This window comes from Terrisphaera buseokensis (assembly GCF_047521145.2).
GTDB lineage: Bacteria > Verrucomicrobiota > Verrucomicrobiia > Opitutales > Opitutaceae > ER46.
Window position 1 is genome coordinate 6,199,594 of record NZ_CM134186.1, and the last position, 23,967, is coordinate 6,223,560.

At 60.9% G+C, this 23,967-nt stretch carries 29 protein-coding genes; 1 reads left to right on the forward strand and 28 read right to left on the reverse strand.

Annotated features, from left to right (window positions below; translation table 11 throughout):
- Positions 1-14: 14 nt before the first annotated feature.
- The 25 genes from secY to rpsL all read right to left on the reverse strand — a co-directional run bounded on the left by secY (position 15) and on the right by rpsL (position 15,094).
- Entirely contained in the window at positions 15-1,520 is a 1,506-nt protein-coding gene (gene secY / locus ACLJEU_RS23260; protein WP_414662685.1) for a preprotein translocase subunit SecY, read from the reverse strand.
- Between the two features lie 104 nt (positions 1,521-1,624).
- Positions 1,625-2,071, reverse strand: coding sequence for a 50S ribosomal protein L15 (rplO, locus tag ACLJEU_RS23265; protein WP_414662686.1), 447 nt, complete (start codon positions 2,069-2,071; stop codon positions 1,625-1,627).
- Between the two features lie 75 nt (positions 2,072-2,146).
- Positions 2,147-2,827, reverse strand: coding sequence for a 30S ribosomal protein S5 (gene rpsE, locus ACLJEU_RS23270; protein ID WP_414662687.1), 681 nt, complete (start codon positions 2,825-2,827; stop codon positions 2,147-2,149).
- A gap of 7 nt (positions 2,828-2,834) precedes the next feature.
- Positions 2,835-3,197, reverse strand: coding sequence for a 50S ribosomal protein L18 (gene rplR / locus ACLJEU_RS23275; protein ID WP_414662688.1), 363 nt, complete (start codon positions 3,195-3,197; stop codon positions 2,835-2,837).
- Between the two features lie 11 nt (positions 3,198-3,208).
- The gene (gene rplF / locus ACLJEU_RS23280) at positions 3,209-3,745 is read right to left on the reverse strand and encodes a 50S ribosomal protein L6 (RefSeq protein WP_414662689.1); all 537 of its coding nucleotides are present in this window, start codon (positions 3,743-3,745) and stop codon (positions 3,209-3,211) included.
- A gap of 37 nt (positions 3,746-3,782) precedes the next feature.
- The gene (gene rpsH / locus ACLJEU_RS23285) at positions 3,783-4,175 is read right to left on the reverse strand and encodes a 30S ribosomal protein S8 (protein WP_414662690.1); all 393 of its coding nucleotides are present in this window, start codon (positions 4,173-4,175) and stop codon (positions 3,783-3,785) included.
- 80 nt (positions 4,176-4,255) lie between these two features.
- Positions 4,256-4,561 carry a 30S ribosomal protein S14 gene (gene rpsN / locus ACLJEU_RS23290; RefSeq protein ID WP_414662691.1) on the reverse strand — a complete coding sequence of 102 codons (306 nt, stop codon included), beginning with the start codon at positions 4,559-4,561 and terminating at the stop codon, positions 4,256-4,258.
- 96 nt (positions 4,562-4,657) lie between these two features.
- Entirely contained in the window at positions 4,658-5,239 is a 582-nt protein-coding gene (rplE, locus tag ACLJEU_RS23295; RefSeq protein WP_414662692.1) for a 50S ribosomal protein L5, read from the reverse strand.
- A 115-nt stretch (positions 5,240-5,354) separates the two neighbouring features.
- Positions 5,355-5,624: a 50S ribosomal protein L24 gene (gene rplX / locus ACLJEU_RS23300; protein WP_414662693.1), complete on the reverse strand. Its 270-nt coding sequence runs from the start codon at positions 5,622-5,624 to the stop codon at positions 5,355-5,357.
- A 1-nt stretch (position 5,625) separates the two neighbouring features.
- Positions 5,626-5,991 carry a 50S ribosomal protein L14 gene (gene rplN, locus ACLJEU_RS23305; RefSeq protein WP_414662694.1) on the reverse strand — a complete coding sequence of 122 codons (366 nt, stop codon included), beginning with the start codon at positions 5,989-5,991 and terminating at the stop codon, positions 5,626-5,628.
- A 34-nt stretch (positions 5,992-6,025) separates the two neighbouring features.
- Positions 6,026-6,400, reverse strand: a complete 375-nt coding sequence (rpsQ, locus tag ACLJEU_RS23310) for a 30S ribosomal protein S17 (protein ID WP_414662695.1) — start codon at positions 6,398-6,400, stop codon at positions 6,026-6,028.
- Between the two features lie 91 nt (positions 6,401-6,491).
- Positions 6,492-6,695 carry a 50S ribosomal protein L29 gene (gene rpmC / locus ACLJEU_RS23315; RefSeq protein WP_414662696.1) on the reverse strand — a complete coding sequence of 68 codons (204 nt, stop codon included), beginning with the start codon at positions 6,693-6,695 and terminating at the stop codon, positions 6,492-6,494.
- 24 nt (positions 6,696-6,719) lie between these two features.
- Positions 6,720-7,145 carry a 50S ribosomal protein L16 gene (gene rplP, locus ACLJEU_RS23320; RefSeq protein WP_414662697.1) on the reverse strand — a complete coding sequence of 142 codons (426 nt, stop codon included), beginning with the start codon at positions 7,143-7,145 and terminating at the stop codon, positions 6,720-6,722.
- Positions 7,146-7,236: 91 nt separating this feature from the next.
- Positions 7,237-7,869: a 30S ribosomal protein S3 gene (gene rpsC, locus ACLJEU_RS23325; RefSeq protein ID WP_414662698.1), complete on the reverse strand. Its 633-nt coding sequence runs from the start codon at positions 7,867-7,869 to the stop codon at positions 7,237-7,239.
- Between the two features lie 9 nt (positions 7,870-7,878).
- Positions 7,879-8,223, reverse strand: coding sequence for a 50S ribosomal protein L22 (rplV, locus tag ACLJEU_RS23330; protein ID WP_414662699.1), 345 nt, complete (start codon positions 8,221-8,223; stop codon positions 7,879-7,881).
- A gap of 84 nt (positions 8,224-8,307) precedes the next feature.
- On the reverse strand, positions 8,308-8,634 hold the full coding sequence (locus ACLJEU_RS23335) for a hypothetical protein (protein ID WP_414662700.1): 327 nt from the start codon (positions 8,632-8,634) through the stop codon (positions 8,308-8,310).
- 20 nt (positions 8,635-8,654) lie between these two features.
- Positions 8,655-8,930 carry a 30S ribosomal protein S19 gene (gene rpsS / locus ACLJEU_RS23340; RefSeq protein ID WP_414662701.1) on the reverse strand — a complete coding sequence of 92 codons (276 nt, stop codon included), beginning with the start codon at positions 8,928-8,930 and terminating at the stop codon, positions 8,655-8,657.
- 18 nt (positions 8,931-8,948) lie between these two features.
- A complete protein-coding gene (gene rplB, locus ACLJEU_RS23345; RefSeq protein WP_414662702.1) occupies positions 8,949-9,818 on the reverse strand; it encodes a 50S ribosomal protein L2 in 870 nt (289 codons plus the stop codon).
- A gap of 31 nt (positions 9,819-9,849) precedes the next feature.
- Positions 9,850-10,131 carry a 50S ribosomal protein L23 gene (rplW, locus tag ACLJEU_RS23350; RefSeq protein WP_414662703.1) on the reverse strand — a complete coding sequence of 94 codons (282 nt, stop codon included), beginning with the start codon at positions 10,129-10,131 and terminating at the stop codon, positions 9,850-9,852.
- A complete protein-coding gene (rplD, locus tag ACLJEU_RS23355; RefSeq protein WP_414662704.1) occupies positions 10,131-10,766 on the reverse strand; it encodes a 50S ribosomal protein L4 in 636 nt (211 codons plus the stop codon). The genes rplW and rplD overlap by 1 nt, the downstream gene beginning before the upstream one ends.
- Positions 10,767-10,781: 15 nt before the next feature.
- Positions 10,782-11,513, reverse strand: coding sequence for a 50S ribosomal protein L3 (gene rplC / locus ACLJEU_RS23360; protein WP_414662705.1), 732 nt, complete (start codon positions 11,511-11,513; stop codon positions 10,782-10,784).
- A gap of 150 nt (positions 11,514-11,663) precedes the next feature.
- Entirely contained in the window at positions 11,664-11,972 is a 309-nt protein-coding gene (rpsJ, locus tag ACLJEU_RS23365) for a 30S ribosomal protein S10 (protein WP_107836225.1), read from the reverse strand.
- A 20-nt stretch (positions 11,973-11,992) separates the two neighbouring features.
- Positions 11,993-14,188 carry an elongation factor G gene (gene fusA / locus ACLJEU_RS23370; RefSeq protein WP_414662706.1) on the reverse strand — a complete coding sequence of 732 codons (2,196 nt, stop codon included), beginning with the start codon at positions 14,186-14,188 and terminating at the stop codon, positions 11,993-11,995.
- Between the two features lie 21 nt (positions 14,189-14,209).
- Entirely contained in the window at positions 14,210-14,683 is a 474-nt protein-coding gene (rpsG, locus tag ACLJEU_RS23375; protein WP_414662707.1) for a 30S ribosomal protein S7, read from the reverse strand.
- 30 nt (positions 14,684-14,713) lie between these two features.
- Positions 14,714-15,094, reverse strand: coding sequence for a 30S ribosomal protein S12 (gene rpsL, locus ACLJEU_RS23380; RefSeq protein WP_414662708.1), 381 nt, complete (start codon positions 15,092-15,094; stop codon positions 14,714-14,716).
- Positions 15,095-15,880: 786 nt separating this feature from the next.
- On the opposite strand from rpsL, the gene ACLJEU_RS23385 reads away from it, so the two are divergent.
- Positions 15,881-16,363, forward strand: a complete 483-nt coding sequence (locus tag ACLJEU_RS23385; protein WP_414662709.1) for a hypothetical protein — start codon at positions 15,881-15,883, stop codon at positions 16,361-16,363.
- 198 nt (positions 16,364-16,561) lie between these two features.
- Here ACLJEU_RS23385 and ACLJEU_RS23390 read toward each other — a convergent pair whose 3' ends face one another.
- The 3 genes from ACLJEU_RS23390 to rpoC all read right to left on the reverse strand — a co-directional run bounded on the left by ACLJEU_RS23390 (position 16,562) and on the right by rpoC (position 23,954).
- Positions 16,562-17,275: a hypothetical protein gene (locus tag ACLJEU_RS23390; protein WP_414662710.1), complete on the reverse strand. Its 714-nt coding sequence runs from the start codon at positions 17,273-17,275 to the stop codon at positions 16,562-16,564.
- Positions 17,276-17,830: 555 nt separating this feature from the next.
- On the reverse strand, positions 17,831-18,898 hold the full coding sequence (locus ACLJEU_RS23395) for an IS630 family transposase (RefSeq protein WP_457795296.1): 1,068 nt from the start codon (positions 18,896-18,898) through the stop codon (positions 17,831-17,833).
- A 913-nt stretch (positions 18,899-19,811) separates the two neighbouring features.
- Positions 19,812-23,954 (reverse strand): DNA-directed RNA polymerase subunit beta', encoded by a 4,143-nt coding sequence (gene rpoC / locus ACLJEU_RS23400; protein WP_414664103.1) that lies wholly within the window; start codon positions 23,952-23,954, stop codon positions 19,812-19,814.
- Between the last annotated feature and the right edge of the window lie 13 nt (positions 23,955-23,967).

Genomic DNA, 23,967 nt, shown 5'->3' on the forward strand with positions numbered 1-23,967 from the left:
TCAGAGTAAAGAACTTATTTCAGGAAGACCTTATAAGCCCAAATACCTGCGCCCAAAACCAACAGTCCAAGCATCGGGAGCGCAATTTTCATCACGGCCTCGTGACTGAGCGCCTCACCGGCGGAACCCTGCTGCGGGTTGGCACTGCGAGCACGAATCCGGCCCTTCTTGAGGAAGCCGTCATAGTGCCGCTGCAGGAGGAAGGTCTCAATCTGGCGCATCGTATCAAGGATGACGCCCACGGTAATCAGCATGCCGGTGCCGCCGAAGAAATAGGCGATACGCGTCGGGACATTCAGCTCGAAGAGCAGGACGTCGGGCATAATCGCAATCACCGTCAGGAACACCGCACCCGCGAGGGTGAGACGCGTCATGATGAAATCCAAGAACTGCGCCGTCGGCTCACCGGGACGAACGCCGGGAATGTAGCCACCATACTTCTTCAGGTCGTCGGCGATCTGGATCGGCTTGAACATGACCGATACCCAGAAATAGCTGAAGAACAGGATCAGGATCGTGTTGAGGAAGTAGTACCAAAAATTACCGCGCAGCAGCTCATTGGAAAACTCGGTCAGGAATTTCAGCTGGAAGTGCGCGCCGACCCACGAGAAGATTTGCTGAGGGAAGAGCAGAATCGCGCTGGCGAAGATGACCGGCATGACGCCCGAGTAGTTCACCTTGAGGGGCAGGAACGAACTCTGGCCGCCCATGACCTTGTTACCCACCACGCGCTTCGCGTACTGCACCGGAATTTTGCGCTGCCCCTGCACCACCGCGATGATGCCCATCGTGACGATGACAAAAAGCGCGACCATGATGACCGCCTGCGGAAGGCCGAGGCTGGGACCGGTGCCGACCGGCTTGAAGAACATCTGGTAAGTCTGCTGCGCCGCACCAGGAAGGTCGGCGAGGATGCCCACTGTGATGAGGAGCGAGACACCGTTACCGATCCCGCGCTGGGTGATTTGCTCACCGAGCCACATCAGCAACATCGTGCCGGCCGTCATGAAAATCACCGAGGTGGTGATGAACGTCCAGCGGTCAACGATCACAATCGGACCGTAGGTCGCGACATCATAACCGGTGAAGAGTTGTCCAGGATTCTGCAACGCGAGGAGGAGCAGCGTACCCTGAATCAAACAGATGAGAACCGTCGCATAACGCGTGTACTGCGTCAGCTTCTGCCGACCGACATCACCTTCTTGCTGCAACCGGCTCAACGCCGGCACCACTGCGGTCATCAGCTGAAAGATGATCGACGCGCTGATGTACGGCATGATGCCCAGTGCGGCAACGGCGCCCTTGATGAGCGCGCCACCCGTGAACATGTTGTACAGACCAATCAGGGCGCCTGCGCCACCGGCCGACTGCTCGGCGAAGAAGTTCTGCAGCGGGCGCGGATCGATACCCGGCAGCGGAATATGCGAAGCGACACGCGAAACGAACAGCAGTGACAGCGTGTAGAAGATCCGGGAGCGAAGCTCCGGAATCTTCAGGGAGTTCGTGAAGGCGGAAAACATGGAGGGGATTGCGGATTTCGGAATGCGAATTGCGGACGGAATCACCGCGAATCGGGAGGTGGATCTTTCAATCCAGCCTCCGCAATCCGCGATCCGCAATGGCGTCAGCCGACGATCGCCTGGCCGCCAGCCTTTTCGATCTTGGCCTTGGCCGACTCGGAGAACTTGGCGGCCGTGACCTTCAAGGCCCGGCTGATTTCGCCATCCCCGAGAATCTTGACCGTCTTCTCACCACCACGGATGAGTCCGTTGGCGGCGAGCACCACGGCGTTGATCTCGGTGATGCCGGCATCGAGCGACGCGAGGTCACCGACGTTGAGCACCGCGATTTCAACGCGATGGTTGTAGTTGTTGAACCCGCGATGCGGGAGTTTGCGGTAAAGCGGCATCTGACCGCCTTCGAAACCAGGACGGATGCTGCTGCCGGAACGAGCCGACTGGCCCTTGCCGCCGCGACCGCTGGTTTTGCCGTGACCGCCGCCTTCGCCGCAACCAACGCGCTTCTTCCGGTGCACCGCACCGGCTACATTCTTCAATTCGTGGAGTTTCATGATATTTCCTAGGGCGCCCCATCGCGCACTACGGCGCGATGGAACTCGGATTCTGGATGAGCTGGACCGGTCGGCTTAGCTGCTCTTGCGAACGCTGGCGATGTTCTCCGCGAGGCGGAGCTGCAGCAGTCCATTGAGCGTGGCGTGCACGACGGCGATGTGGTTCGAGGAACCCATCGACTTGGTGAGGATGTTCTTGACGCCGGCAGCCTCGAGGACTGCACGCACACCACCGCCGGCGATCAGGCCGGTACCGGGGGAGGCGGGCTTCAACATGACGCGACCGCCATCATACTGTCCCATGACGTCGTGAGGAATCGTGTCGCCCTTCAGCTTCACGTTCACGAGGTGCTTGTGGGCATTCGCGGTACCTTTCTTGATCGCGTCCGGCACTTCGTTGGCCTTGCCGTAGCCGATGCCGACCTTGCCCTTGCCATCGCCAACGACGGCGAGAGCAGCGAAGGAGAAACGGCGACCGCCCTTGACGACCTTGGCGCAGCGATTGATGAAGACGACCTTCTCAATCATCGTGGGACCATCGCCCTCCTGGGGCTTGTCCCGGTTGTCGCGGCGAGGGCCGCGATTGCCACCAGGACCACGATTGCCGCCGCCATGACCGCGGAAGCCACCTTGGCCACCCCGATGTTCACGTTGCGGACGATCAGAAGAAGGAGCGGCGGCCGGTGCGGCAGCAGCAGGCGCGACGGACTCGGTCGCAGGCGTGACGGTCTCGGGCGCGTTGTTTTCGGTGCTCATGCGGTTCTTAGAATTGGAGGCCACCTTCGCGGGCAGCGTCGGCGAATGTTTTAACTTTGCCGTGGTACGGAGCGCCACTGCGGTCGAATACGACCGAGGTGATGCCCGCGGCCTTCGCCTTGGCGGCAAAGGCCACGCCAAGGGTCTTGGCGCTGGCGATGTTGGCCTTGAGCTTCTGCTTGCGCAGTTCGGCATCGAGGCTGGAGAGAAACACCAAGGTCGTGCCGGCGTCGTCGTTGATCGCCTGGGCGTAAACGTGCTTGGTCGTGAAGCGAACGGCGAGGCGCGGACGCAGCGCGGTGCCGGTGACCTTCTTGCGGATGCGCCAGCGACGATTTTGGAGGAGGCGGGCTTTCGTGACGGTATTCATGGGTGGTCTCCTTAAGCGACGGTCTTGCCTTCCTTGCGACGAACGCGCTCGCCGACGATGCGGACGCCCTTGCCCTTGTAGGGCTCCGGCGGGTAGTAGCTGCGAATCTCCGCCGTGATGGCGCCGACGAGCTGCTTGTCAGCTCCTTCGACCTTCACCTTGGTCTGATCGGTGACCGTGATTTTGATCCCCTCGGGAATGTCCATCACGATCGGGTGCGAGTAGCCGAGCGCGAGATCGAGCTGCTTGCCCTTGAGGTTGGCCTTGAAGCCGACGCCCTGAATCTCGAGATCCTTCACGTAACCTTCGGTGACACCCTTGACCATGCCGGCGACGATGGAACGCGCGGTACCATACATGGCCTTGGAAAAACGGGTGTCCTCGCTGGGAGCAAACGTGACTTGCTTGGCAGCGACGGTGACTTTGACGACAGGAGCGAAAGTCTTCTGAACTTTGCCCTTGGGTCCCTCGACGAAGACGGTGTCGCCGGTGACGGTGACCTTGACTTTGTCCGGGATGGGAACGGGTTGTTTGCCGATGCGGCTCATTTTATAAAAGTGGCTGGTGGTAGTGGCGCGGCGCCAATTACCAAACGTTGCAGATTAGTTCGCCACCCGCCTTGTTGCGGCGGCAGTCGGCGTCCTTCATGAGGCCCTTCGACGTGGAGATGATTCCGATGCCAAGACCGTTCAAGACGCGCGGAATATCGGTGTAGCTGAAATACAAACGGCGACCAGGCGTCGAGACGCGGGTCAGGCCGGTGATGGCGGGCGCGCCATCGACGTACTTCATTTTAACGACGAGGGTCTTGTGGCCTTGGGCGTCGACGCTGTTGCTGAAGTCTGAAACGTAGCCCTCGGCCTTGAGGATGGCGGCGACGCTTTCCTTCAGGTTGGAGTGCGGGTTGACGCACACATCGAGCTTCGCCTTGGAGGCGTTACGCAGACGCGTAAGGAAATCACTAATCGGATCGGTCATTGTTGGATGGGTTTTAAGCGGCCGCGCGGGTCATATCCGATGCGCCAAAGGCGCATAAACCCCCGTGAGCCAAATTGAATTTACCAGGAGGACTTGATGACGCCGGGAATCTTTCCAGCGAGGGCAAGTTCGCGGAAGGTGATACGCGAAACACCAAACTTGCGGATGTACGCGCGAGGACGACCGCTCAGGGAGCAGCGATTCCGGATGCGCGTCGGCGACGAATTGCGGGGAAGCTTCTGCAGCTTCTTCTGCGTGGCGTGAAACTCCTCGTCCGTGGTGGCGGGATTGATCAGGAGCGCCTTGAGCTCGGCGCGCTTGGCGGCGAACTTGGCGGAGAGTTTGGTGCGCTTCTTGTTGCGCTCGATGGCAGAGGTCTTGGGCATGGCTTAAATTTCGATTTCGGATTTCGGATTGCGAATCGGTTGGTTCGCGGCAGCGCGGTGTGATCCGCAGTCCGCAATCATCAATCCGAAATGGGATTAGGCGGCGGTGGCTTTCGGCGCGTTGGATTGCTGCTCGATGCGACGGAACGGCATGCCCAGCGCCTTGAGCAGTTCACGCGCCTCGTCGTCCGTCTCAGCGGAGGTGACGATCGTGACGTCGAGACCCATCGTCTTCTTCACGTTCTCAACGGTGATTTCCGGGAAGATCGTGAAATCGGTGATGCCGAGGCTGTAGTTGCCCTGGCCATCAAGCTTCGACGGCACGCCGCGGAAGTCGCGAATCGTCGGGAGCGCCACCGCCAGCAGGCGATAAAGGAATTCCCACATGTTGTTGCCGCGAAGCGTCACGCTGCAGCCGGTGATCTGGTTCGGCTTCAGCTTGAAGTTGGCGATCGCTCGCTTCGTCCGGTGGAGGACGGGTTTCTGGCCGGCGATGGCACCGAGGTCGCGGGCGACATCGGCAATCTGATTCTTGTCGGCGTCAGCATCGATGCCGCTGTTCAGGCTGATCTTGAGCAGCTTCGGAACCTGATGCTTGTTTTTGTAGCCGCGGCTCTTCACGAGCTCAGGGGAAACCTGCTCGATGTAGAGTTTTTTGAGAGTGGGAACGTAGCTCATTTGAGTGGCCCGCGATTACCGACCGCGTGGCGAGGAAGAGTGTGAGTTAAGTGGAAAAGCGCTCAGTAACGCAGGCGCATTGCCGGGAAGGCAAGCGCGCAGTGGCGTCAAAAGATCAGGCGGCCGGAGCAGCCTTCTTGCGCTTGCTCGAGTCGAACACCGACTGGAGCATGAGATTGCTGATGTGAACGGAGCCCTCGAGCTCGGAGATGGTGCCTTGCGGGTGCTTCTCCGACTTCTTGAGATGCTTCTTGATCATCGCGACGCCTTCGATCCGGGCGCGGTTTTTGGCCGCGAGAATCTCGAGCACCTTGCCGGATTTGCCCTTCTGGGAACCGGCGATGACGACGACCTGGTCGCCGCGTTTAACGTGGAATTTCTGCATGTTAAAGAACCTCCGGGGCGAGCGAGATGATCTTCATGAAGTTCTTCGCGCGCAGTTCGCGGGCGACCGGTCCGAAGATACGGGTGCCACGCGGGTTGTTGGTCGCGTCGATGATGACGATCGCGTTGCTGTCGAAACGCAGGTAGCTGCCGTCAGCGCGGCGCACGGGCGCCTTGGTGCGAACGACGACCGCTTTGGCGACTTCACCCTTTTTAACGGTGGCGTCGGCGGTGCTCTCCTTGATGTGGACCGTAACGACGTCGCCCACATGGGCGTAAAACGTCTGCTGGCCCATGCGTTGAATGAGGGCGGCTTTGCGGGCACCGGTATTATCGGCGACCTCGAGAATGGAGCGCAGTTGGATCATGGCGTGACTCCTTGAATGGTTGGATGGTTAAGGGTCAGGCCTTCGATGCCGCGGAAGCGGCAGCGTCGGAGCTCTTCGTGGTCTTGGTGGGAACTGCCGCCGCGACATCCGTCTCGGTGATGGCAGCACCATCGGCCGTCACGGCCTTCTGCAACACCTTCACGACGCGCCAGCGCTTGAGGCGGCTGATCGGACGGGTCTCCATGACCTCGACCTTGTCGCCGACCTTGGTCTCGTTCTTCTCGTCATGGACGTGAAGCGCGGTCTGGCGGTTGACGACCTTGTGGTAAAGCGGATGCGGCGTCTTGTAGGCGATCGTGACCTTGATCGACTTGTCGCCGGAACGGCTCGCGACGAAGCCGATCTGGGTTTTGCGCGTGGTGCGCTGACCTTCGGTGGCGGTGGACATTTTGATTTCGGATTTCGGATTGCGGATTTCGGATTGGGCTTGCGGTCGATTCGGGTGAACCCGCCATCCGCAATCACCAATCCGCAATTAGTTATGCGGCCTTCGGAGCCTGCTTCTTCTGATTTTGAATGGTCTCGAGGCGCGCGATGTCCTTGCGGAGCGTGCGCAGCTCATGCGTTTTCTCGACTTGGCCGGTCTGCTTGCGCAGTTTCAGCTGGAGGAGCTGCTCGCGGATTTCGCGAAGCTTGGTGGTGATCTCAGCGGGAGAGAGGTCGCGGATTTCTTTCGAAGTCATGACGGTGCGTGTTGAGGTTTCTCTTTAAGCCGCGGAACCGTCGCGCTGGATGAACCGGCAGTGAAACGGGAGCTTGGCGTCGGCCAGCCGGAAGGCTTCCTTCGCAGTGGTCAGAGGCACGCCGGCCAGTTCGAAGAGCACAGCGCCGGGCTTGATGACCGCGACGTAGTACTCGACCGGGCCCTTGCCCTGACCCATGCGCACTTCGGCGGGCTTCTTGGTGACCGGCTTGTGCGGGAAAACGCGGATCCAGAGCTTGCCCTTGCGCTTCAGGTGACGGGAGATCGTGACGCGAGCCGCCTCGATCTGCTGGCCGGTCATCGGTCCGCGGGTGAGGGACTGCAGGCCGAATTCGCCGAAAGCAAGGGTGTTGCCGCGCTTGGCATTGCCAGCGCGGGAGCCCTTCATCGACTTGCGGTACTTGGTGCGGGCGGGTGAAATTGCTGCCATGGGAAAATAGGCTAGAGGCTAAAGGTGTGAGGCGAGAGGCAGAGCCGGGGACGTTTCTCTCGCCCCTAGCCTCTGGCCTCGTGCCTGATGATCAATTGTTGTCGGACTCTTTTTTGCAGATCCAGCACTTGACGCCGATCTTGCCGTACACGGTCAGCGCTTCCGCGAAGCCGTAGTCGATGTTCTCACGGAGCGTGTGCAACGGCACGCGGCCCTTGCGCTGCCACTCACGACGGGCGATGTCCGCGCCGCCGAGACGGCCGGAACACTGGATACGAATGCCCTCGGCGCCAAGCGCCATGGCCATTTCCACGGCCTTCTTCATGGCGCGACGGAAAGCGATGCGGCGTTCGAGCTGGAGAGCCACGTTCTCGGCCACCAAGGCGGCTTCGATCTCGGGCTTCTTCACCTCCTGGATGTCGAGGAGGATCTCCTTGCCGGTGAGCTTCGCCAACTCTTCCTTGATCTTCTCGATCTCCTGTCCCTTGCGGCCGATGACGATGCCGGGGCGGGCGGTGTAAATCTTGACGCGGACGCGGTTCGAAGCGCGCTCAATGAAGATGCGCGGAACGGAAGCCTGCTTGAGCTTCTCCATCAGCTTCGAGCGAATGATTTGGTCCTCGTGCAGCAGCTTGCCGAAATCCTTCTTGCTGGCGTACCAGCGGGACTGCCAGTTGCGGCGGACGGCGAGACGGAAGCCGATCGGGTTTGTTTTTTGGCCCATGGAAGTAAATTACGAGTTGGTGTTGCCGTCCGACAGGATGATGCGGATGTGGGACATCTTCTTCCGGCGGGGCATCGCGGTGCCGCGAGCTCCGGCCTTGAAGCGCTTGAGGACGGGACCGTTCTCAATGATGGCGCTCTTCACGCGGAGGGTGTCGGCGGAGAGATTGTTGTTATTCTCAGCGTTCGCGATCGCGCTCTTCAGCGTCTTGGCAATGAGCTTCGCCGACTTGCGCGGAACGAGCATCAGATAATCGACGGCTTCCGAGGCCTTGCGACCTTGAATCGTGCGGGCAACCTCGCGCACCTTTTTAGGGGACATGCGCGCGTAGCGAGTGAGGGCTTGAACTTCCATGGTGTTAGTGAGGATTCCGTCCCGAAGGGACGGCGATAGTGGCGTGACGCAGAGCGGCGCCCTACCCTTTGAGTTTTGTCTGAGTTAAGATTTGAGAACTTTGATGCTGGCGACATCGCCCGCCCGGATCGACTGGCCCCGCGCGACGTTGAGAATCAACGCAGCGCTGCAGGACGGACGTAGGTCGACCACGAGAATCTCGGCGACCTCGGTCGTGCCGCGCAGAACGCGGCACACCATGCCCTGGCGAAGTCCGGCGTCGAAGCCGCGGCCCAGCATGACGAGATCGGCGACCCGCGTTTGCTCCACCGCCACCACGCCCGCCGTGCCCGTCGACGCCGCAGCACGCACCGAAAGCGGAGCGGCGGCGACGAGTGCGAGCAGGAGAACGTTGACGAAACGGAGAAGCATGGGACGACGAAGCAGCGGTCTTAGATTTCCTTGCGCGTCATGCCACCGTGACCCTTGAAGATACGCGTGGGAGAAAACTCGCCGAGCTTGTGACCGACCATGTTCTCCGTGACGTAGACGGCGATGAACGCCTTGCCATTGTGGACGCTGAACGTGTGGCCGATGAAATCAGGCGTGATCGTCGAACGACGGGACCAGGTCTGGATGGGCTTCTTGGCGCCGGCCTTCGTGGCCTTCTCGATTTTCTCGAGCAGGTGGTAGTCGACGAAGAAGCCTTTTTTGATGGAACGTGCCATGGTGCGAAAAGGGCGGGATTACTTCTTGTTGCGCGGCTTGCGGCCGTTGTGGTGAGTGATGATCTGGCTCGTGGAGAGCTTGGACCGCTTGCGGGTCACATAACCCTTGGCCAACTGGCCCCACGGCGACACGAGGTGCTGGCGACCGCCACCACCCTTGGACTTACCCTGACCACCACCGTTGGGGTGATCGACCGGGTTCATCGCCACACCGCGGACGGTGGGACGAACACCCAGCCAGCGACGACGACCGGCCTTGCCGAGCGACTGCTGATTGTGGTCGCCGTTACCGACCTCGCCAATCGTGGCGCGGCAGTTCGGGTGCAGCATGCGGAGTTCGCCGGACGGCATCTTCAGCGTGGCCTGGCCATTCTCAACGGCGACGAGCTCGAGGCTCGTGCCGGCGGAACGGGCAATCTTCGCACCGCGGCCCGGGACGAGCTCGACGCAATGGACGAGGGTCGACGGCGGGATGATCGCGAGCGGGAAGTTGTTGCCGACGTTGAAGTCGTTCGTCGTGGCCTTGGACGAGGCGAAGATGGAATCGCCGACCTTGAGGCCCTTCGGCGCGATGATGTAACGCTTCTCACCGTTCGTGTAGGCCACGAGAGCGAGATTCGCCGTGCGATTGGGATCGTACTCGATCGCCTGCACCTTGGCCGGCATGTCGACGATGTCGCGATGGAAGTCGATGATACGATACAGCTGCTTGTGACCACCGCCGCGGTGACGCGAGGTGATGCGGCCATAAACGTTGCGACCACCGGTCTTGTGCTTGCTCTCGGTGAGAGCACGCTCCGGGCGCTTCTTGGAAAGCTCGGAGGTGGTCTTGTTGAGCGAAGTGAATCGGCCAGCAGGCGTGAGCGGACGGAATGAATGGATAGCCATTTTGTTGTTCTCCGGGTTTGGCGAGTTCGTCTTAGACGAGCTCGATCTTGTCGCCGGCCTTCAGCGTAACGATGGCCTTCTTGTAGTCGGAACCGACGCTCGGGCGACCCTGGCGGCTCTTCTTGTTCTTGCCGCGATAGGTCTGCGTATTCACGCGACGAACCGTGACCTTGAAGGTCTGCTCAACGGCCTCGGCGATCTGGTGCTTGTTGGCGTGACCGTATACCTCGAAGGTGTACTGGCCCAGCTCGGACGAGAGCTTGTTCGACTTCTCGGTCAGGCGGACGAGTTTGAGGATCTTGTCGGCTTGCATTAGTTTTTCCCTCCGTTGGCGCGGGCGATGATGGTGTCGAGCGCCTTGGTGCTCACGATGATCTTGGCGTATTGAGCCAAATCCAGCGTGTTGAGTTTAGAGGCATCCTGCAGCGTGACGCGCTCGATGTTGCGCGAAGCGCGGCTGGCCGCGACCGCGAACGGAGCGTCCACGAGGAGCACTTTGCCCTTGGGCGCGATGAGCGTGACAACCGCGTTGATCGACTTCGTCTTCACCAACTTGGTGTCGAAGGCCTCAATGACGGCGATTTCGCCGGCGGAAGCACGGTCGAAGAGCGCGCGGCTGAACGCGAGCTGCTTCACCTTGTCATTGATCTTCTTGGAGTAGTCGCGGGGCTTCGGGCCAAACACGACACCGCCGCCCACCCACAGGGGTGAACGAATGGAGCCGGCACGGGCACGACCGGTGCCCTTCTGGCGCCACGGTTTTTTGCCACCGCCGCGAACTTCGCCACGAGTTTTCGTGGAGTGCGTTCCCTGGCGGTTGTTGGCGTTGATGGCGACGATCACTTCCTTCACGGCCTGAAGGCCGCGGTCACCTTCAAAGGTGGGAATGTTCGCGAAATCTTTTTCGCTGCTCGTCTTACCGTCGGTGGAGAAAACTGTGAGTTTCATGGCTGCGGGTACTCCTTACTTCTTGGCGGCTGCCGGCTTCGCTGCGGGCTTGGCCGCGGCGGCGCCCTTCTTGGCCTCAACCGGAGCTGCGGCGGGAGGTGTCGGGAGCGCCCACTGACCCTTGATGGCCAGACGGACGATGACGTCGTCACCATTGGCACCGGGAATTGCACCCTTCACCAAAATGAGATTCCGCTCGGCGATGACCTTGACGACGCGGAGATTCTGAACCGTGCGGGCCTCGCTGCCCATGTGACCAGGCATGGCCTGGTTCTTCCAAACGCGGCCCGGGGTCTGGCGCATGCCGACCGAACCAATGCGGCGATGGAACATCGAACCGTGGGTGGCGGGACCGCCAGCAACACGGAAGCGCTTTACCACGCCCTGGAAGCCCTTGCCCTTGGTGATGCCGATGACATCGACGAGCTGGCCTTCGGAGAACGAGGTCGCGTTGACCACATCACCCACCTTGAGGGTCGGAGCATCCTTGAGGCGAACCTCAGCAAGGACGCGCGGGGCGTTTTCAAGGCCCGCTTTCTTCGCGTGACCCATCTCGCCACCGGCGGTGTTTTTGGCCTTCTTCTGCGAGAAGCCAAGTTGAACGGCGTTGTAGCCGTCGGTAGCAACAGTCTTGACCTGGACCACTGCGCAGGGTCCGGCTTCGACTACGGTGACCGGCACGAGCACGTTCTGTGCATCGTAGACTTGGGTCATGCCGAGTTTCTTACCTAAAATTTCAGAGATCATAGGCTAAGCGGTAGGTGGAAAGGTTTCCGTTTAACGGACCTACTTTAGCGAGGGGCTTGGCGGTGCCCGGAGGCACACAAGCAACTGCTAACTGTAGAGTGAAGGAATCCGGGTGCGGATTAGACTTCGATTACGGGTTGAGGGTGGGTCTTAAACGTTGATGGTGATATCAACGCCCGACGGGAGATTCAGCTTCTTCAACTCGTCGACCGTTTGAGCGGTCGGCTCGATGATATCGATGAGTCGCTTGTGTGTGCGGGTTTCGAACTGCTCCATCGACTTCTTGTCGACGTGCGGAGAGCGATTGACCGAGAGCTTCTCGATCCGGGTGGGCAGGGGAATCGGGCCCGAAACACGAGCGCCGGAGCGCTTCGCCGTCTCGACGATATCCTGCGCCGACTGATCGATTACGCGATAGTCGAAGCCCTGAAGTTTGATGCGAATGCGTTGGCCTTTCATGGCGGAAAAAGAACGGAGGTTTACGTGCGGGCCGGGCCCTTGGCGTTGGTTTCGACGATCTTGGCGAGGAGAGAGTTCGGCACCTGTTCGAAGTGCGAAGGCGTGATACCGGCACTGGCGCGGCCCTTGGAGAGCGAGCGAATGTCAGTGACGTAACCGAAGAGAAGTTCGAGCGGCACGAAGGCGTTGATGATGCAGGCGCCCGCTTTGTTTTCCATGCCCTGAATCTGACCGCGACGACGATTGATGTCGCCCATCAGATCGCCCTGATAGTCTTCAGGGGTGGTCACCTCGACGGCCATGATCGGCTCGAGCAGGATCGGGTTGGCCTTCTTCATCGCGTCCTTGAACGCGAAGATTCCAGCCATCTTGAACGCGAGTTCCGACGAATCGACTTCGTGGTACGAACCCTCGATGATGCGGATGATGACGTCGACGACCGGGAACCCGGCCACCACGCCATTGTTGGCACCTTCGAGCAATCCGTCCGTGGCCGGCTTGATGAATTCCTTCGGAATCGTTCCGCCCACGACCTCGTTGACGACCTCGACGCCCTTGCCCTTTTCGTTCGGCTCGAGCTTGATGACGACGTGGCCGTACTGGCCCTTACCACCCGATTGGCGGATGAACTTGCCTTCACCGTCGGCGCCCTTGGCGATCGTTTCACGGTAGGCAATCTGCGGCTTGCCCGCGGTCGCCTCGACCTTGAACTCACGCTTCATCCGGTCACGGATGATGTCCAAATGCAGTTCGCCCATGCCGGCAAGAATCGTCTGGCCGGTGTCCTGGTCCGTCTTGACGCGCAGCGTCGGATCTTCAGCGACCAGACGCTGGAGCGCGGTGCCCATCTTTTCCTGGTCCGCCTTGGAGTTCGGCTCGATCGACATCGAGATGACGGGCTCCGGGAAGGACGGCGGCTCGAGGCGGATGTCGAAGTCTTCGTCACACAGCGTATCGCCGGTGATGACGTCCTTGACTCCGACGACGGCGCAGATGTCGCCCGAGTAGGCCAAATCGATTTCTTCACGCTCGATCGCGCGCATCAGCACGAGACGCGAAACGCGCTCCGAACGACGGGTACGCGGATTGTACACCGCCATGCCGCGAGGCAGGGTGCCGGTATAAACCCGGAAGAACACCAGACGACCGACAAACGGATCGTTCCAGAGCTTGAACGCGAGACCGGCCATCTTGGCCTTGTCGCTCACGACCGCTTCGACGGGCTTGCCGTCGCTGTCCTGACCCTGCATCGGCGGAACGTCGATCGGGCTGGGCAGGAAATTGACGACGCAATCCAAGAGGCGCTGCACGCCCTTCTTCTTGTATGCGGAACCGGGAATGACGCCGGTGAACTGAAGCGAAATGGTCGCCTTGCGGACACCGAGCAGCAGCTCCGGTACCGTGATCTCTTCGCCGTTGAGGTACTTCTCAGCGATTACATCATCGAAATCACACACGGCTTCGATGAGCTTGTCGCGATACTCCTTGGCCTGAGCGACCAAATCCGCGGGAATCGGCATCGTCACGGGATTCAACCCGAGCGCATCATTCGGATTTTCGTCGAACGAATAAGCGACATTCTGGACCAAGTCGATCAGACCAGAGAAATTCTCTTCCTTGCCAATCGGCAAAAAGATCGGATGCGCATTCGCCTTGAGCTTCTCGCGCATCTCGGAGACCGCGCGGAAGAAGTCGGCACCGGTGCGATCCATCTTGTTGATGAACGCCACGCGCGGAACCTTGTACTTGTTGGCTTGGCGCCAGACCGTTTCGGACTGGGGCTGCACGCCCGCGACCGCACAGAACACGGCGACGGCGCCGTCAAGGACGCGGAGGGAACGTTCGACCTCGGCCGTGAAATCCACGTGGCCGGGGGTATCAATGATATTGATACGCTGCTTGATTCCCTTCCAGGGGCCCCAGGAAGCATTCCAGGCGCAGGAAATGGCGGCGGCCGTGATGGTGATGCCGCGCTCGCGCTCCTGCTCCATCCAGTCGGTGACCGTGTTGCCCTCGTGCACGTCGCCCATCTTGTGGACGGCGCCAGAGTAGAAGAGAATGCGCTCGGTCGTCGTGGTCTTGCCCGCATCGATGTGCGCGGCGATACCGATGTTACGCGTCCACTCGAGAGGAAACGGCCGGTCCTTGGAGTTGACCGGGGAAATCTTGGCCTTGTCGGTGACGACAATAATGGCGGGTGCGGCAGCAGCGGACATGAGCGGTAGGTCCTGAAAGAGTTACCAGCGGAGGTGAGCGAAGGCACGATTGGCCTGCGCCATCTTGTGCGTGTCTTCCTTCTTCTTAACAACCGAGCCCGTGTTGTTGTAGGCATCGATGATCTCCGCCGCGAGGGCGTCCTTCATCGGCACGCCCTTGCGTCCGCCAGCGGCGTCGACGATCCAACGCAGCGCGAGCGACTCCTGCCGTTCAAACGAAATCTCGATCGGCACCTGGTAGGTGGCGCCACCGACGCGGCGGCTCTTCACTTCGAGGCGAGGACGCGCATTCTCCAACGCACCCAGCATCAGATCAACCGGATCACCCTTCTCAAGCTTCTCGGACACCTTTTCGAACGCACCGTAGACGATGCGCTGGGCAAGATTCTTCTTGCCGCTCTTCATGATGACATTGACGAGGTGCGCAACCAGCGGGCTTTTGTAGCGGCTGTCCGGGACGATGTGGCGTTTTTCAGCTCTGTGACGACGTGACATGGCGAAATCGGTTTGTTGACGGACGGTTGCTTACTTGGCGGCCTTCGGGCGCTTCACACCATACTTGGAGCGCGAACGACGACGTTTCTCGACGCCGGTGGCGTCAAGGGTACCACGGACAATGTGGTAGCGAACGCCGGGCAAATCCTTCACGCGGCCACCACGCACGAGCACAATCGAGTGCTCCTGGAGATTGTGACCTTCGTCAGGAATGTAGGAGATCACTTCGTTACCATTCGTAAGACGAACCTTCGCGACCTTTCGGATGGCGGAGTTGGGCTTCTTGGGCGTGCGGGTCATGACCTGCACGCACACACCACGGCGGAAGGGATTACCTGCCAAAGCCGGGGATTTGGATTTGGCGGTCACCTTGCGGCGGCCTTTGCGCACGAGTTGGTTGATTGTCGGCATACGAAGAAGGAAACTTACGAGTGAAAAGTGACGAAAAGGGGACGACGCTACATCGCGCCTAAAGCTCGGCAAGAACTTTTTGGCGAAATGTAGCGAGTGTCGCGAGAACCAGATCGCTGAGCGGCCTCGCGAGTGGAAAAAGCGTCACCGTGATGAGCGGCAACGCGTGTGACAGACGAAAATGGAATGAAGACGGTTGACGATCCGCGGCAGATCTCAAGCCCGATCTCATCGGGAGAGTTTATTTCATCGGGCTTGGCGGTGCCGTGAATAATCGAATCGGACCCGTTGCTCCGTCGCGCCGCTAGCAAGGGGAGCCGTAAATCATGCCAGCTTCAGAGTGAGATTCCTTCCTGCGCTCTTGCGCTCCCCGATCCCGGCCTACCAACGCTCCGCCCCCTGCGACCCCGCCCCAACAACGTGAGACCGTGCTTCTTGAAGAGAACGACTCGCTCCTACCTCACCGGGTCAATTCCGCTAAAGGCACCTTGAAAGCCCGCTTTCCGGCGTCGCCGCTGAGCCGAAAGCGACGGCAGTATTGGCTGACGCGGGCCGGCGCGCTGCGTGTACATTTCCATCGCCGGCGCCAAAATCAGCGTTCAGCGGACTGACCCGTAAGTTCGCTCGCGAAGGAGACGACAAGACGGTCTCGCCGCTGATCGCTGGTCGAACCGCCACCACACGGCGCGGCCTCCCCCCGCCTGTCCTCGGCGAGAAACGAAAGCAGTGACGAATCGGACCGGGCCTGAAATACTTGCGACGCGTTCCACCCCTGCCTACCTCACCATGCGCCCACGCCTTGCCGCCACCGTCCCCGCTGTCATCGGTCTTCTCAGCGCGTTCTGCCTGCTCATGTGTGCGGGCTGTGAATACGAGGTTCCCCTCACCGCTGCAGCGACCCGCCCGACCCAGGAGAGCCTGGTCGGGACCTGGCACGAGGTCGGGGGCAAGGATGTCATGTTCGTACGACAGCTCGACGCGGCTACCTACGTCCTCACCTACAACGGCGACTTGTACTCGGCGCAGCACAGCGATCTCGACGCGATGCCGTTCGTCAGCGTCCTGCATCTCGATCCCACCAATCGAAAATATTCCTACCTCACGTGGACGCACCAAACCGATCCCCGTAAGCTGACGCTGCACGTGCTGAGCAGCAAGGTGATCCCCGCCAGTATCCAAGATCGCTCCGCGCTGCAGAAACTCATCCGCGAGCACCGGGCCAACCCTGCGCTCTTCGCCTCCGAGCACCACTACGTGCGCGAGAAATAGGGGCGATTCGGACCGGGTCAGTCCGCTGATCGCTGACGGGTGCTCAACGAAATACTTGGAGTTCCCGTTAGCACCGCACCGCGGGCCGGCGCCCTGCGCGTACGTTTCCATCGCCGGAGCCAAAATCAGCGTTCAGTAGACTGCCCCCGTGCGATCGCTCATTGGATGTCCCCCCGCCCCTCTGCAAGCGGAAGTCGACTACGCGATGGCTGCGGCGGGGGCCGTCACCGCTGCCACGGCGCCGGCCGGGAGCGGGGCCGGGGCAGCTGCCACGCGCCGCGGGAATTCTCCGAGGAGAAAGCGGGCCCTGGCCTCCACGGATGCAGGATCCGCGGCGGCGCGCCCTCCGGCGTAAACGAGGCGGGCGACGTTCTGCGCCGTCAGGCACTGACGGTACAGCATGTTCGCGGCGACGAGTCGTCCGGCGGTGACACCGAGCTTGCCGTCGGCCACCTGTTCACGCTCGCGATTGATGTCGGCCAAAGCTTCCACCGTTTTCTCGAACGCTTCCGTGCTGGTCGGCAACCAACCATAGGGCGCCAGCTCCAGGGCGTAACGGTGGCAGGCCGCCAGAAGCTTGCGCCCCCGCTCCAGCACCCGCGCGAAATCGCGCGAGCCCGTCGCGCCCACCTGGAATTCACCGTGCAGCAGCGTGTGCTGGCCGGGAAAGGCCAGCCGGGCCACCCGCCGCGCGACGGACGCCTGGTGGAAGAACTCCGCCAAGGTTTCCGCCTGCGACTGGACGAGCGTGCCGATCGAACCGATGGCTCCGCTCTGGTCGGCGCCCAACTTCGCGACGAGCGCGATCTGGGCCGTGAAGTCCGCGACGAATGTCGGGGACAAACTTAACACCACCGGCGCACCGATGGTCCTGTCTTCGAGCGCTCCGAGGAGACGCTGGGCAACGCTCACAAGCGTGCCGGTCGAGGGAACGAACCCTCGCTGAACTGATACAACTGACATAACTAACCTATTTATTTTATATAATCCCTTGCGGGAGGTATTCGCGGCTCATGAAGAACGATGAGCCGGACCAATAACATATCAGCCTATAACAACTCACCGGCACCCGCAGGGGCCGCAAATGGGGTTCACTTCCATCCTGCGACCGGGCGGTGAGCCGCCCTTACATCGACGTTGCTACGAGGAGGAAAAGACGGCTGCCGGAGTCAAGACGGCGGACTTTTGGGATTGCCCGACCTTGCTACAGACCGGGCTTACATGAAGCCCTCCGTCCCGGTTTCCCGGCGGCGGCGGCGCTTTGCAATGTATGCGAGAGCGCCGCGACGGAATTGAATCACGAAACGGTTGGAGCAATGTTCTTAAGAATGCAAGAACAAAATGTGTATAGCGATAGAGGGAAGGTTCCATAGCAGGATGAAAACGTGCAGCGACTGGGGGACTCGGTCTCCTTCTCACCCAGTGGCGGGCAACTGAATTATACCAATCGCCGTTATTAATTAGACTTTAGGTTGGCGCGCCAGCGTTTACGCCGTCGAGTAGCCAGCCGCGGCCAATCAACTCCGCGACGCGGGCGCTCTCGGTGCGCCACGGTCGCAGCGCGGCGAGCAGATGATCTTCGAGGCGGCGCAGGCTCGGATAGAGCCGATTGCAGATCTGGTCCTTCACCAAGTCACCGAGTTTCGCGACCGGGTTGAGTTCTGGGCTGTAGGGCGGCAGGGGCAGCAGTCGGACGTTCTTGGGCAACCGCGGATCCGCGACTGGCAGGTGGAAGCCGGCCTGGTCTTGGATCACGACATGCAACGCCGCCGGGTCCGTGGCGCCGAGCTGTTGAAGAAACAGCGCATGCACGTCTTGGTCGATGCACGGGGTGAACAGTAGTTCCAGGCGGTTGGCGCCATCGACTTCCAGCGCCTCGTGGAGGTAGCCCCACTGATAACGCGTCGCATACGGGGCGTGCACGCGGACCCCGCGTTGGCCCCAGACCCGACGGATCACGGGCAACAAGCCATAGCGGTGCTCATCGAGCACCCACAACCGCACCGGTTGTCCGGTGCGCGCGGCCGGACCGGCGAGCGCTTCCAGTTTCAGGGGCAGTTCGACTTTGAAGGCCGCGGCTTTCGCGGGATCCTTTTTCGCATGGCTCTTGCGGGGCACTTTGAGCTTACCGCCCAACCGGCGCAGCACCTTGAGGGCACCGCTCTCACTGAGGGTTTTGCGGGTGCGCTTCTTAATCCAAGCTTGGGCGTCCTTCGCTCGCCGGAACTGCCCGGCGGCCAACCGTTCCAGGAACTCGGTTTGCACGGCCCCACGCACGGCCGGCCGGTTTCCCGGCGCCTTGCCCCGCTGCAGCAGAGCGGCCACGCCGCCGGCGACGACCTTGTCCCGATACGTGAACACCGTCTGCCGCGACACATCCGCAATCTTCATGATCTCCGCCACCGTCAGTTCGTGCTGCGCGATCAGCCGCACCACCAGCAGGCGCCGCCGCGCCCAGTCCGGCTGGGACTGCGTCCACGCCGCCTCAATCTGTGCCACCACTTCCTCGCCCAGTTTCGGTAGAGTTCTCGCCATGCCCCCGGACTACTCCAAAGCGACCTGCTTGTATAGTCTAAATGTTAGAGGCTGTTGGTATTACTCTGGTTTAACGTAGTTTCAGTTGAACTGTAGCCGCTGTGGGCGGGGTGCCCTTACCCCGCGGATCGATTCGATCCTGCCAATCTGCGGGGTGAGGGCACCCCGCCTGCATCAGACACCGGATTCAGTTTCCGTTCAATTGCCTTGGAGGGCACTGAAAAGCCCCATGGCGTCGCAGCGGTGGTGCATTCCCCCCAGGCAGGAGGGAATGCTGACGCGCGCCCCGCGGTGAATCGAGACCGCAAAATCCAGCCGGCGCGAATTTAGCTGTTCATGAACAGAGGCTTAAATCGTTCAGCCGAAACACCACAGCAGATTGCGCGGCGGCCACAGCGTTTCGCAGAGCAGCCACAAAGTTCGACGCCAGCGCCACAGCATTCCGCGCGACCGTCACAGCATTCCGCACGCGAACCACAGCAATCCGCGGAGTCATCACAGCATTCGGCAAAGTCATCACAGCGTTCCGCAGAGTCACCACAGCATTCCGCGGAGCGACCACAGCATTTTGCGCGCGGGGTCCAGCGTTTCGCGAATACACCATAGCATTTGGCAGCGCGGCCGCAGTAATCCGCGGAGCAATCACAGCGCTCCGCAGGGCGGATGCAGCATTCCGCGCACCGGGTGCAGCGTTTCGCTCGGACCGATCGGCGTTCCGCACGGACGCTCCCTGGTTTGACAGGGACACATTCGAGCGTTCACGGCGGGCGTGGTGAGTTCGGAAGAATCCGTCGAACGCGGGGCGGCTGGTCCGGAAACATCGGCGATGCGCCTTGCGCTTCTCCATCCGCAAAGAAAAAGGCCGCGGGCAGATGCCCGCGGCCTTGAAAGTGAACTACCAATCGGCGCGACCTCAGCTGGCCGTAGCCTGAGCTTCGGCTGCCTTCGGCTCCTCGAGCGGAAGCTCGGCGCCAAACGGCAGCGTGATCTTGAGCTGCTTGTAGGTCGGCAGGCCCGTGCCCGCCGGAATCAAGTGACCCATGATGACGTTTTCCTTGAAGCCCTTCAGGAGATCCACCTTGCCGAGGGTCGAGGCGTCGGTGAGGACGCGGGTCGTCTCTTGGAAGGAGGCGGCCGAGATGAAGCTCTCGGTCTCGAGCGACGCCTTGGTGATGCCCAAGAGAATCGGCTCGGCTTCAGCGGGTTTACCGCCGGCCTCCTCGATTCGCTTGTTCTCAGCCAGGAACGTGGCGCGATCCACCTGCTCGCCCCAGAAGTTCTCCGTATCGCCCGGATCGGTGATCCGAACCTTACGCAGCATCTGGCGGATGATGATCTCGATGTGCTTGTCGTTAATCGTCACGCCCTGGAGGCGATAGACTTCCTGCACCTGCGAGATGAGGAAATCATACAGCGCCGACGGCCCGAGGATCTCGAGGATCTCATGCGGATCCGCGGAACCTTCGGTGAGGTGCTGGCCCTTGTGGACGACGTCACCGGGCTGCACGATGATGTGCTTGCCGGTGGAGATCAGATGCTCCTCTTCCTGCTGCGTCTCGTCGTTCTTCACGACCAGCTTGCGCTTGCCGCGGACGGTGCCCTCAAAGGACACGATGCCATCGATGCGTGACATCTCGGCGGCGTCCTTCGGCCGGCGAGCTTCGAACAGCTCGGCAACGCGGGGGAGACCACCGGTGATGTCCTTCGTCTTCGAAGCCTGACGCGGCGTCTTGGCGAGCAGTGCGCCGGGGGCGATGGTGTCGCCCTCGCCCACTGCGATCTGCGCGCCGACCGGAATCGAATAAGCCGCGAGCGGCTTGTTCTTCGCGTCACGCACCTCGATCTGAGGATTGAGGTCCTCCTTATGCTCGATGACGACGGTCGCGATGCGGCCGGACGATTCGTCGAGCTCACGTTTGACGGTGACACCGGGGATCATGTCCTTGAAGTGCAACGAGCCGCCCTTCTCGGAGAGAACCGGAACGTTGTACGGATCCCATTGGGCCAGCACAGCGCCCTTTTCGATCTTCTCGCCGTCGCCGACGTGGAGGAAGGAGCCGACAACGATGTTGTAGACTTCCAACTCCTTTTCATCGGCGTCGAGCACCTGGATGGTGCCGGTCTTGTTGAGGACAATGGAGCCGCCGTCGGCCGTTTCCACGAGGCGAAGACCACGGTACTTGATCGTACCGGCGGCCTTGACGCGAATTTCGGGCGTTTTGAATCCGCCGGACGCGACGCCACCGATGTGGAACGTACGCATCGTGAGCTGCGTGCCGGGTTCGCCGATGGACTGGGCGGCGATGATGCCGACCGAGTCACCAATCTTCGCGACCTTGTTGGTCGCGGGATTGATGCCGTAGGACTTCGCATCGATGCCCCCCTTGCTCACCGAGGTGAGCGGCGACATGACCTTCACGCGCTCGATGCCGAGCTCGTCGATCTTCGCCGCCATGTCCTCAGTGATGATCTCACCGGAACCGACGAGAATCTCGGACGGGTTGATGGGATTGATGACGTCGTCGCTCGAGAAGCGACCGATGATACGTTCCTTCAGGCCGACGATTTCGTCGTCACCTTCGAAGATGGCCTTCTTCCAAACGCCATCGCGGGAACCGCAATCGTCCTCGGCAATGATCACGTCCATCGCCACGTCGCAGAGTTTGCGGGTGAGATAGCCGGCATCCGCCGTCTTGAGCGCCGTATCAGCAAGACCCTTACGGGCGCCGTGCGTCGAGATGAAGTACTCGAGAACCGTGAGGCCCTCGCGGAACGAGGACAGAATCGGTCGTTCGATGATTTCGCCGGAGGGCTTGGCCATCAGGCCGCGGGTGCCGCACAGCTGGCGGACCTGCTGCTTGTTACCACGCGCACCGGAGTCCATCATGATGTAGACCGGGTTTACCTCGGTCCGACCATCGTTGTTCTCGAGCTTCGCGAAGACTTCCTTGGCGATCTTGTCGGTGGCGCCGGTCCAGATGTCGACGACCTTGTTGTAGCGCTCGCCGTCGGTGATGATGCCCTTGTTGAACTGGCCTTCGACCTCGGCGATCTTCTTGCGCGAATCGGCGACGATTTCCTTCTTCGAGTCCGGAATGATCATGTCGTCGATACCGATCGAGATGCCGGCCTGAAACGCGGTTTGGAAACCGAGCTCCTTCAGCTTGTCGAGCGTTTCAACGGTGATTTGGTTACCGGTGATCTTGTAGGTGTTGAGAATCAGGTCGCCCAACTTGCTCTTCGGCACCGGGAAGTTCACGAAACCGAGACCGACCGGCCAGATCTGATTGAAGATGACCCGGCCGACCGTCGTGCGGACGATCTTGCGCTTCGTATCGCCAAACACGGTCTCGCGGCCGAAATCGGGATTCGGAACGTCGACCCAATCGTGCATCTTGAGCGCACCGTCAGCCTTCGCGTAGAGGACTTCCTGCAGACCGCTGAGCAGCGGAACGCGGACACCCTTGGCCGGCTTGGTGCGGGGCTCGATGGTGAGGTAGTAGGCGCCGAGAACGATGTCCTGGGACGGCGTCAGAATCGGCTTGCCGGAGGAGGGCGAGAAGATGTTCGACGTGGCCATCATGAGGAGTTTGCACTCCATGATTGCCTCGAGCGAAAGCGGCACGTGGACCGCCATCTGGTCGCCGTCGAAGTCCGCGTTGTACGCGGTACAAACGAGCGGGTGAATGCGGATGGCCTCGCCCTCGATCAGGATCGGCTCGAAAGCCTGGATCGACAGACGGTGCAGCGTCGGCGCGCGGTTGAGCAGCACCGGGTGGCCCTTCGTGACTTCCTCAAGGATGTCCCAGACTTCCGGGGACTTCTTCTCGATCATCTTGCGCGCACCGCGGACGGTATGCACGAAGCCGAGTTCCTTGAGGCGGCGGATGATGAACGGCTCGAAGAGAACGAGCGCCATCTTCTTCGGCAGACCGCACTGGTTGAGCTTCAGCTCGGGACCGATGACGATGACCGAACGACCGGAGTAATCGACGCGCTTGCCGAGCAAGTTCTGGCGGAAACGACCCTGCTTACCCTTGAGCATGTCCGAAAGGGACTTCAAGGGACGGTTGCCAGCGCCCGTGACGGGACGACCATGACGGCCGTTGTCGAAGAGCGCGTCGACCGCTTCCTGCAGCATGCGCTTCTCGTTGTGAATGATCACATCGGGCGTCTTCAGCTGCATCAGGTTCCGCAGGCGATTATTGCGGTTGATGACGCGGCGGTAGAGATCGTTGAGATCGGAGGTCGCGAAGCGGCCGCCTTCGAGCGGGACGAGCGGGCGCAGGTCCGGCGGGATCACGGGAAGCACTTCAAGTACCATCCACTCCGGACGACTCTTCGAATGGATGAAGCCCTGGATGACCTTGAGACGCTTCGAGAGCTTCTTCTTGATCTGCTTCGATTTCGTCGCGCGCATCTGCTCCTGCAGCTCGGCGACAGTGGCTTCCATGTCGGTCTTGACGAGGGCGTCACGGACCGCCTCGGCGCCCATCTTGGCGACAAACGAGTCATCACCGTATTCATCGAGCGCCTGACGGTACTCGGTGTCGGTCAGCAGCTGCTTCATCTCCAGCGGGGTCTTGCCCGGGTCGATGACCATGTAGTTCTCGTAGTAGATCACGCGCTCGAGGGAGCGGGCGGTCATGTCGAGCAGGAGGCCGAGACGGCTCGGCATCGACTTCAGGAACCAGATGTGAGCGACCGGAACAGCCAGCTCGATATGGCCCATGCGCTCGCGACGGACGCGGGCGATCGTGACCTCGACGCCGCAGCGATCGCACACGACGTCCTTGTATTTGATCCGCTTGTACTTTCCGCACGCGCACTCGTAGTCGCGCACCGGGCCGAAGATCTTCTGACAGAAGAGGCCGCCCGGCTCGGGCTTGAAGGTACGATAGTTGATCGTCTCGGGATTCTTCACTTCGCCCTTGGACCATTTGCGAATGGTCTCGGGCGAGGCGACGGTGATGGACACGCAGTCGAACGCGCTCTCTTCCAAGCCGATGGCCTCGCGTGACTCACGGGCGCCGGCGGTGTCGTTGGGTTGAATCATTATGGTGTCTCCC

Excerpts from the sequence above, each read along its gene's own strand:
- secY (WP_414662685.1), bottom strand. The coding sequence starts at position 1,520 with ATGTTTTCCGCCTTCACGAACTCCCTGAAGATTCCGGAGCTTCGCTCC.
- rplO (WP_414662686.1), bottom strand. The coding sequence starts at position 2,071 with ATGAAACTCCACGAATTGAAGAATGTAGCCGGTGCGGTGCACCGGAAG.
- rpsE (WP_414662687.1), bottom strand. The coding sequence starts at position 2,827 with ATGAGCACCGAAAACAACGCGCCCGAGACCGTCACGCCTGCGACCGAG.
- rplR (WP_414662688.1), bottom strand. The coding sequence starts at position 3,197 with ATGAATACCGTCACGAAAGCCCGCCTCCTCCAAAATCGTCGCTGGCGC.
- rplF (WP_414662689.1), bottom strand. The coding sequence starts at position 3,745 with ATGAGCCGCATCGGCAAACAACCCGTTCCCATCCCGGACAAAGTCAAG.
- rpsH (WP_414662690.1), bottom strand. The coding sequence starts at position 4,175 with ATGACCGATCCGATTAGTGATTTCCTTACGCGTCTGCGTAACGCCTCC.
- rpsN (WP_414662691.1), bottom strand. The coding sequence starts at position 4,561 with ATGCCCAAGACCTCTGCCATCGAGCGCAACAAGAAGCGCACCAAACTC.
- rplE (WP_414662692.1), bottom strand. The coding sequence starts at position 5,239 with ATGAGCTACGTTCCCACTCTCAAAAAACTCTACATCGAGCAGGTTTCC.
- rplX (WP_414662693.1), bottom strand. The coding sequence starts at position 5,624 with ATGCAGAAATTCCACGTTAAACGCGGCGACCAGGTCGTCGTCATCGCC.
- rplN (WP_414662694.1), bottom strand. The coding sequence starts at position 5,991 with ATGATCCAACTGCGCTCCATTCTCGAGGTCGCCGATAATACCGGTGCC.
- rpsQ (WP_414662695.1), bottom strand. The coding sequence starts at position 6,400 with ATGTCCACCGCCACCGAAGGTCAGCGCACCACGCGCAAAACCCAGATC.
- rpmC (WP_414662696.1), bottom strand. The coding sequence starts at position 6,695 with ATGACTTCGAAAGAAATCCGCGACCTCTCTCCCGCTGAGATCACCACC.
- rplP (WP_414662697.1), bottom strand. The coding sequence starts at position 7,145 with ATGGCAGCAATTTCACCCGCCCGCACCAAGTACCGCAAGTCGATGAAG.
- rpsC (WP_414662698.1), bottom strand. The coding sequence starts at position 7,869 with ATGGGCCAAAAAACAAACCCGATCGGCTTCCGTCTCGCCGTCCGCCGC.
- rplV (WP_414662699.1), bottom strand. The coding sequence starts at position 8,223 with ATGGAAGTTCAAGCCCTCACTCGCTACGCGCGCATGTCCCCTAAAAAG.
- ACLJEU_RS23335 (WP_414662700.1), bottom strand. The coding sequence starts at position 8,634 with ATGCTTCTCCGTTTCGTCAACGTTCTCCTGCTCGCACTCGTCGCCGCC.
- rpsS (WP_414662701.1), bottom strand. The coding sequence starts at position 8,930 with ATGGCACGTTCCATCAAAAAAGGCTTCTTCGTCGACTACCACCTGCTC.
- rplB (WP_414662702.1), bottom strand. The coding sequence starts at position 9,818 with ATGGCTATCCATTCATTCCGTCCGCTCACGCCTGCTGGCCGATTCACT.
- rplW (WP_414662703.1), bottom strand. The coding sequence starts at position 10,131 with ATGCAAGCCGACAAGATCCTCAAACTCGTCCGCCTGACCGAGAAGTCG.
- rplD (WP_414662704.1), bottom strand. The coding sequence starts at position 10,766 with ATGAAACTCACAGTTTTCTCCACCGACGGTAAGACGAGCAGCGAAAAA.
- rplC (WP_414662705.1), bottom strand. The coding sequence starts at position 11,513 with ATGATCTCTGAAATTTTAGGTAAGAAACTCGGCATGACCCAAGTCTAC.
- rpsJ (WP_107836225.1), bottom strand. The coding sequence starts at position 11,972 with ATGAAAGGCCAACGCATTCGCATCAAACTTCAGGGCTTCGACTATCGC.
- fusA (WP_414662706.1), bottom strand. The coding sequence starts at position 14,188 with ATGTCCGCTGCTGCCGCACCCGCCATTATTGTCGTCACCGACAAGGCC.
- rpsG (WP_414662707.1), bottom strand. The coding sequence starts at position 14,683 with ATGTCACGTCGTCACAGAGCTGAAAAACGCCACATCGTCCCGGACAGC.
- rpsL (WP_414662708.1), bottom strand. The coding sequence starts at position 15,094 with ATGCCGACAATCAACCAACTCGTGCGCAAAGGCCGCCGCAAGGTGACC.
- ACLJEU_RS23385 (WP_414662709.1), top strand. The coding sequence starts at position 15,881 with ATGCGCCCACGCCTTGCCGCCACCGTCCCCGCTGTCATCGGTCTTCTC.
- ACLJEU_RS23395 (WP_457795296.1), bottom strand. The coding sequence starts at position 18,898 with ATGGCGAGAACTCTACCGAAACTGGGCGAGGAAGTGGTGGCACAGATT.
- rpoC (WP_414664103.1), bottom strand. The coding sequence starts at position 23,954 with ATGATTCAACCCAACGACACCGCCGGCGCCCGTGAGTCACGCGAGGCC.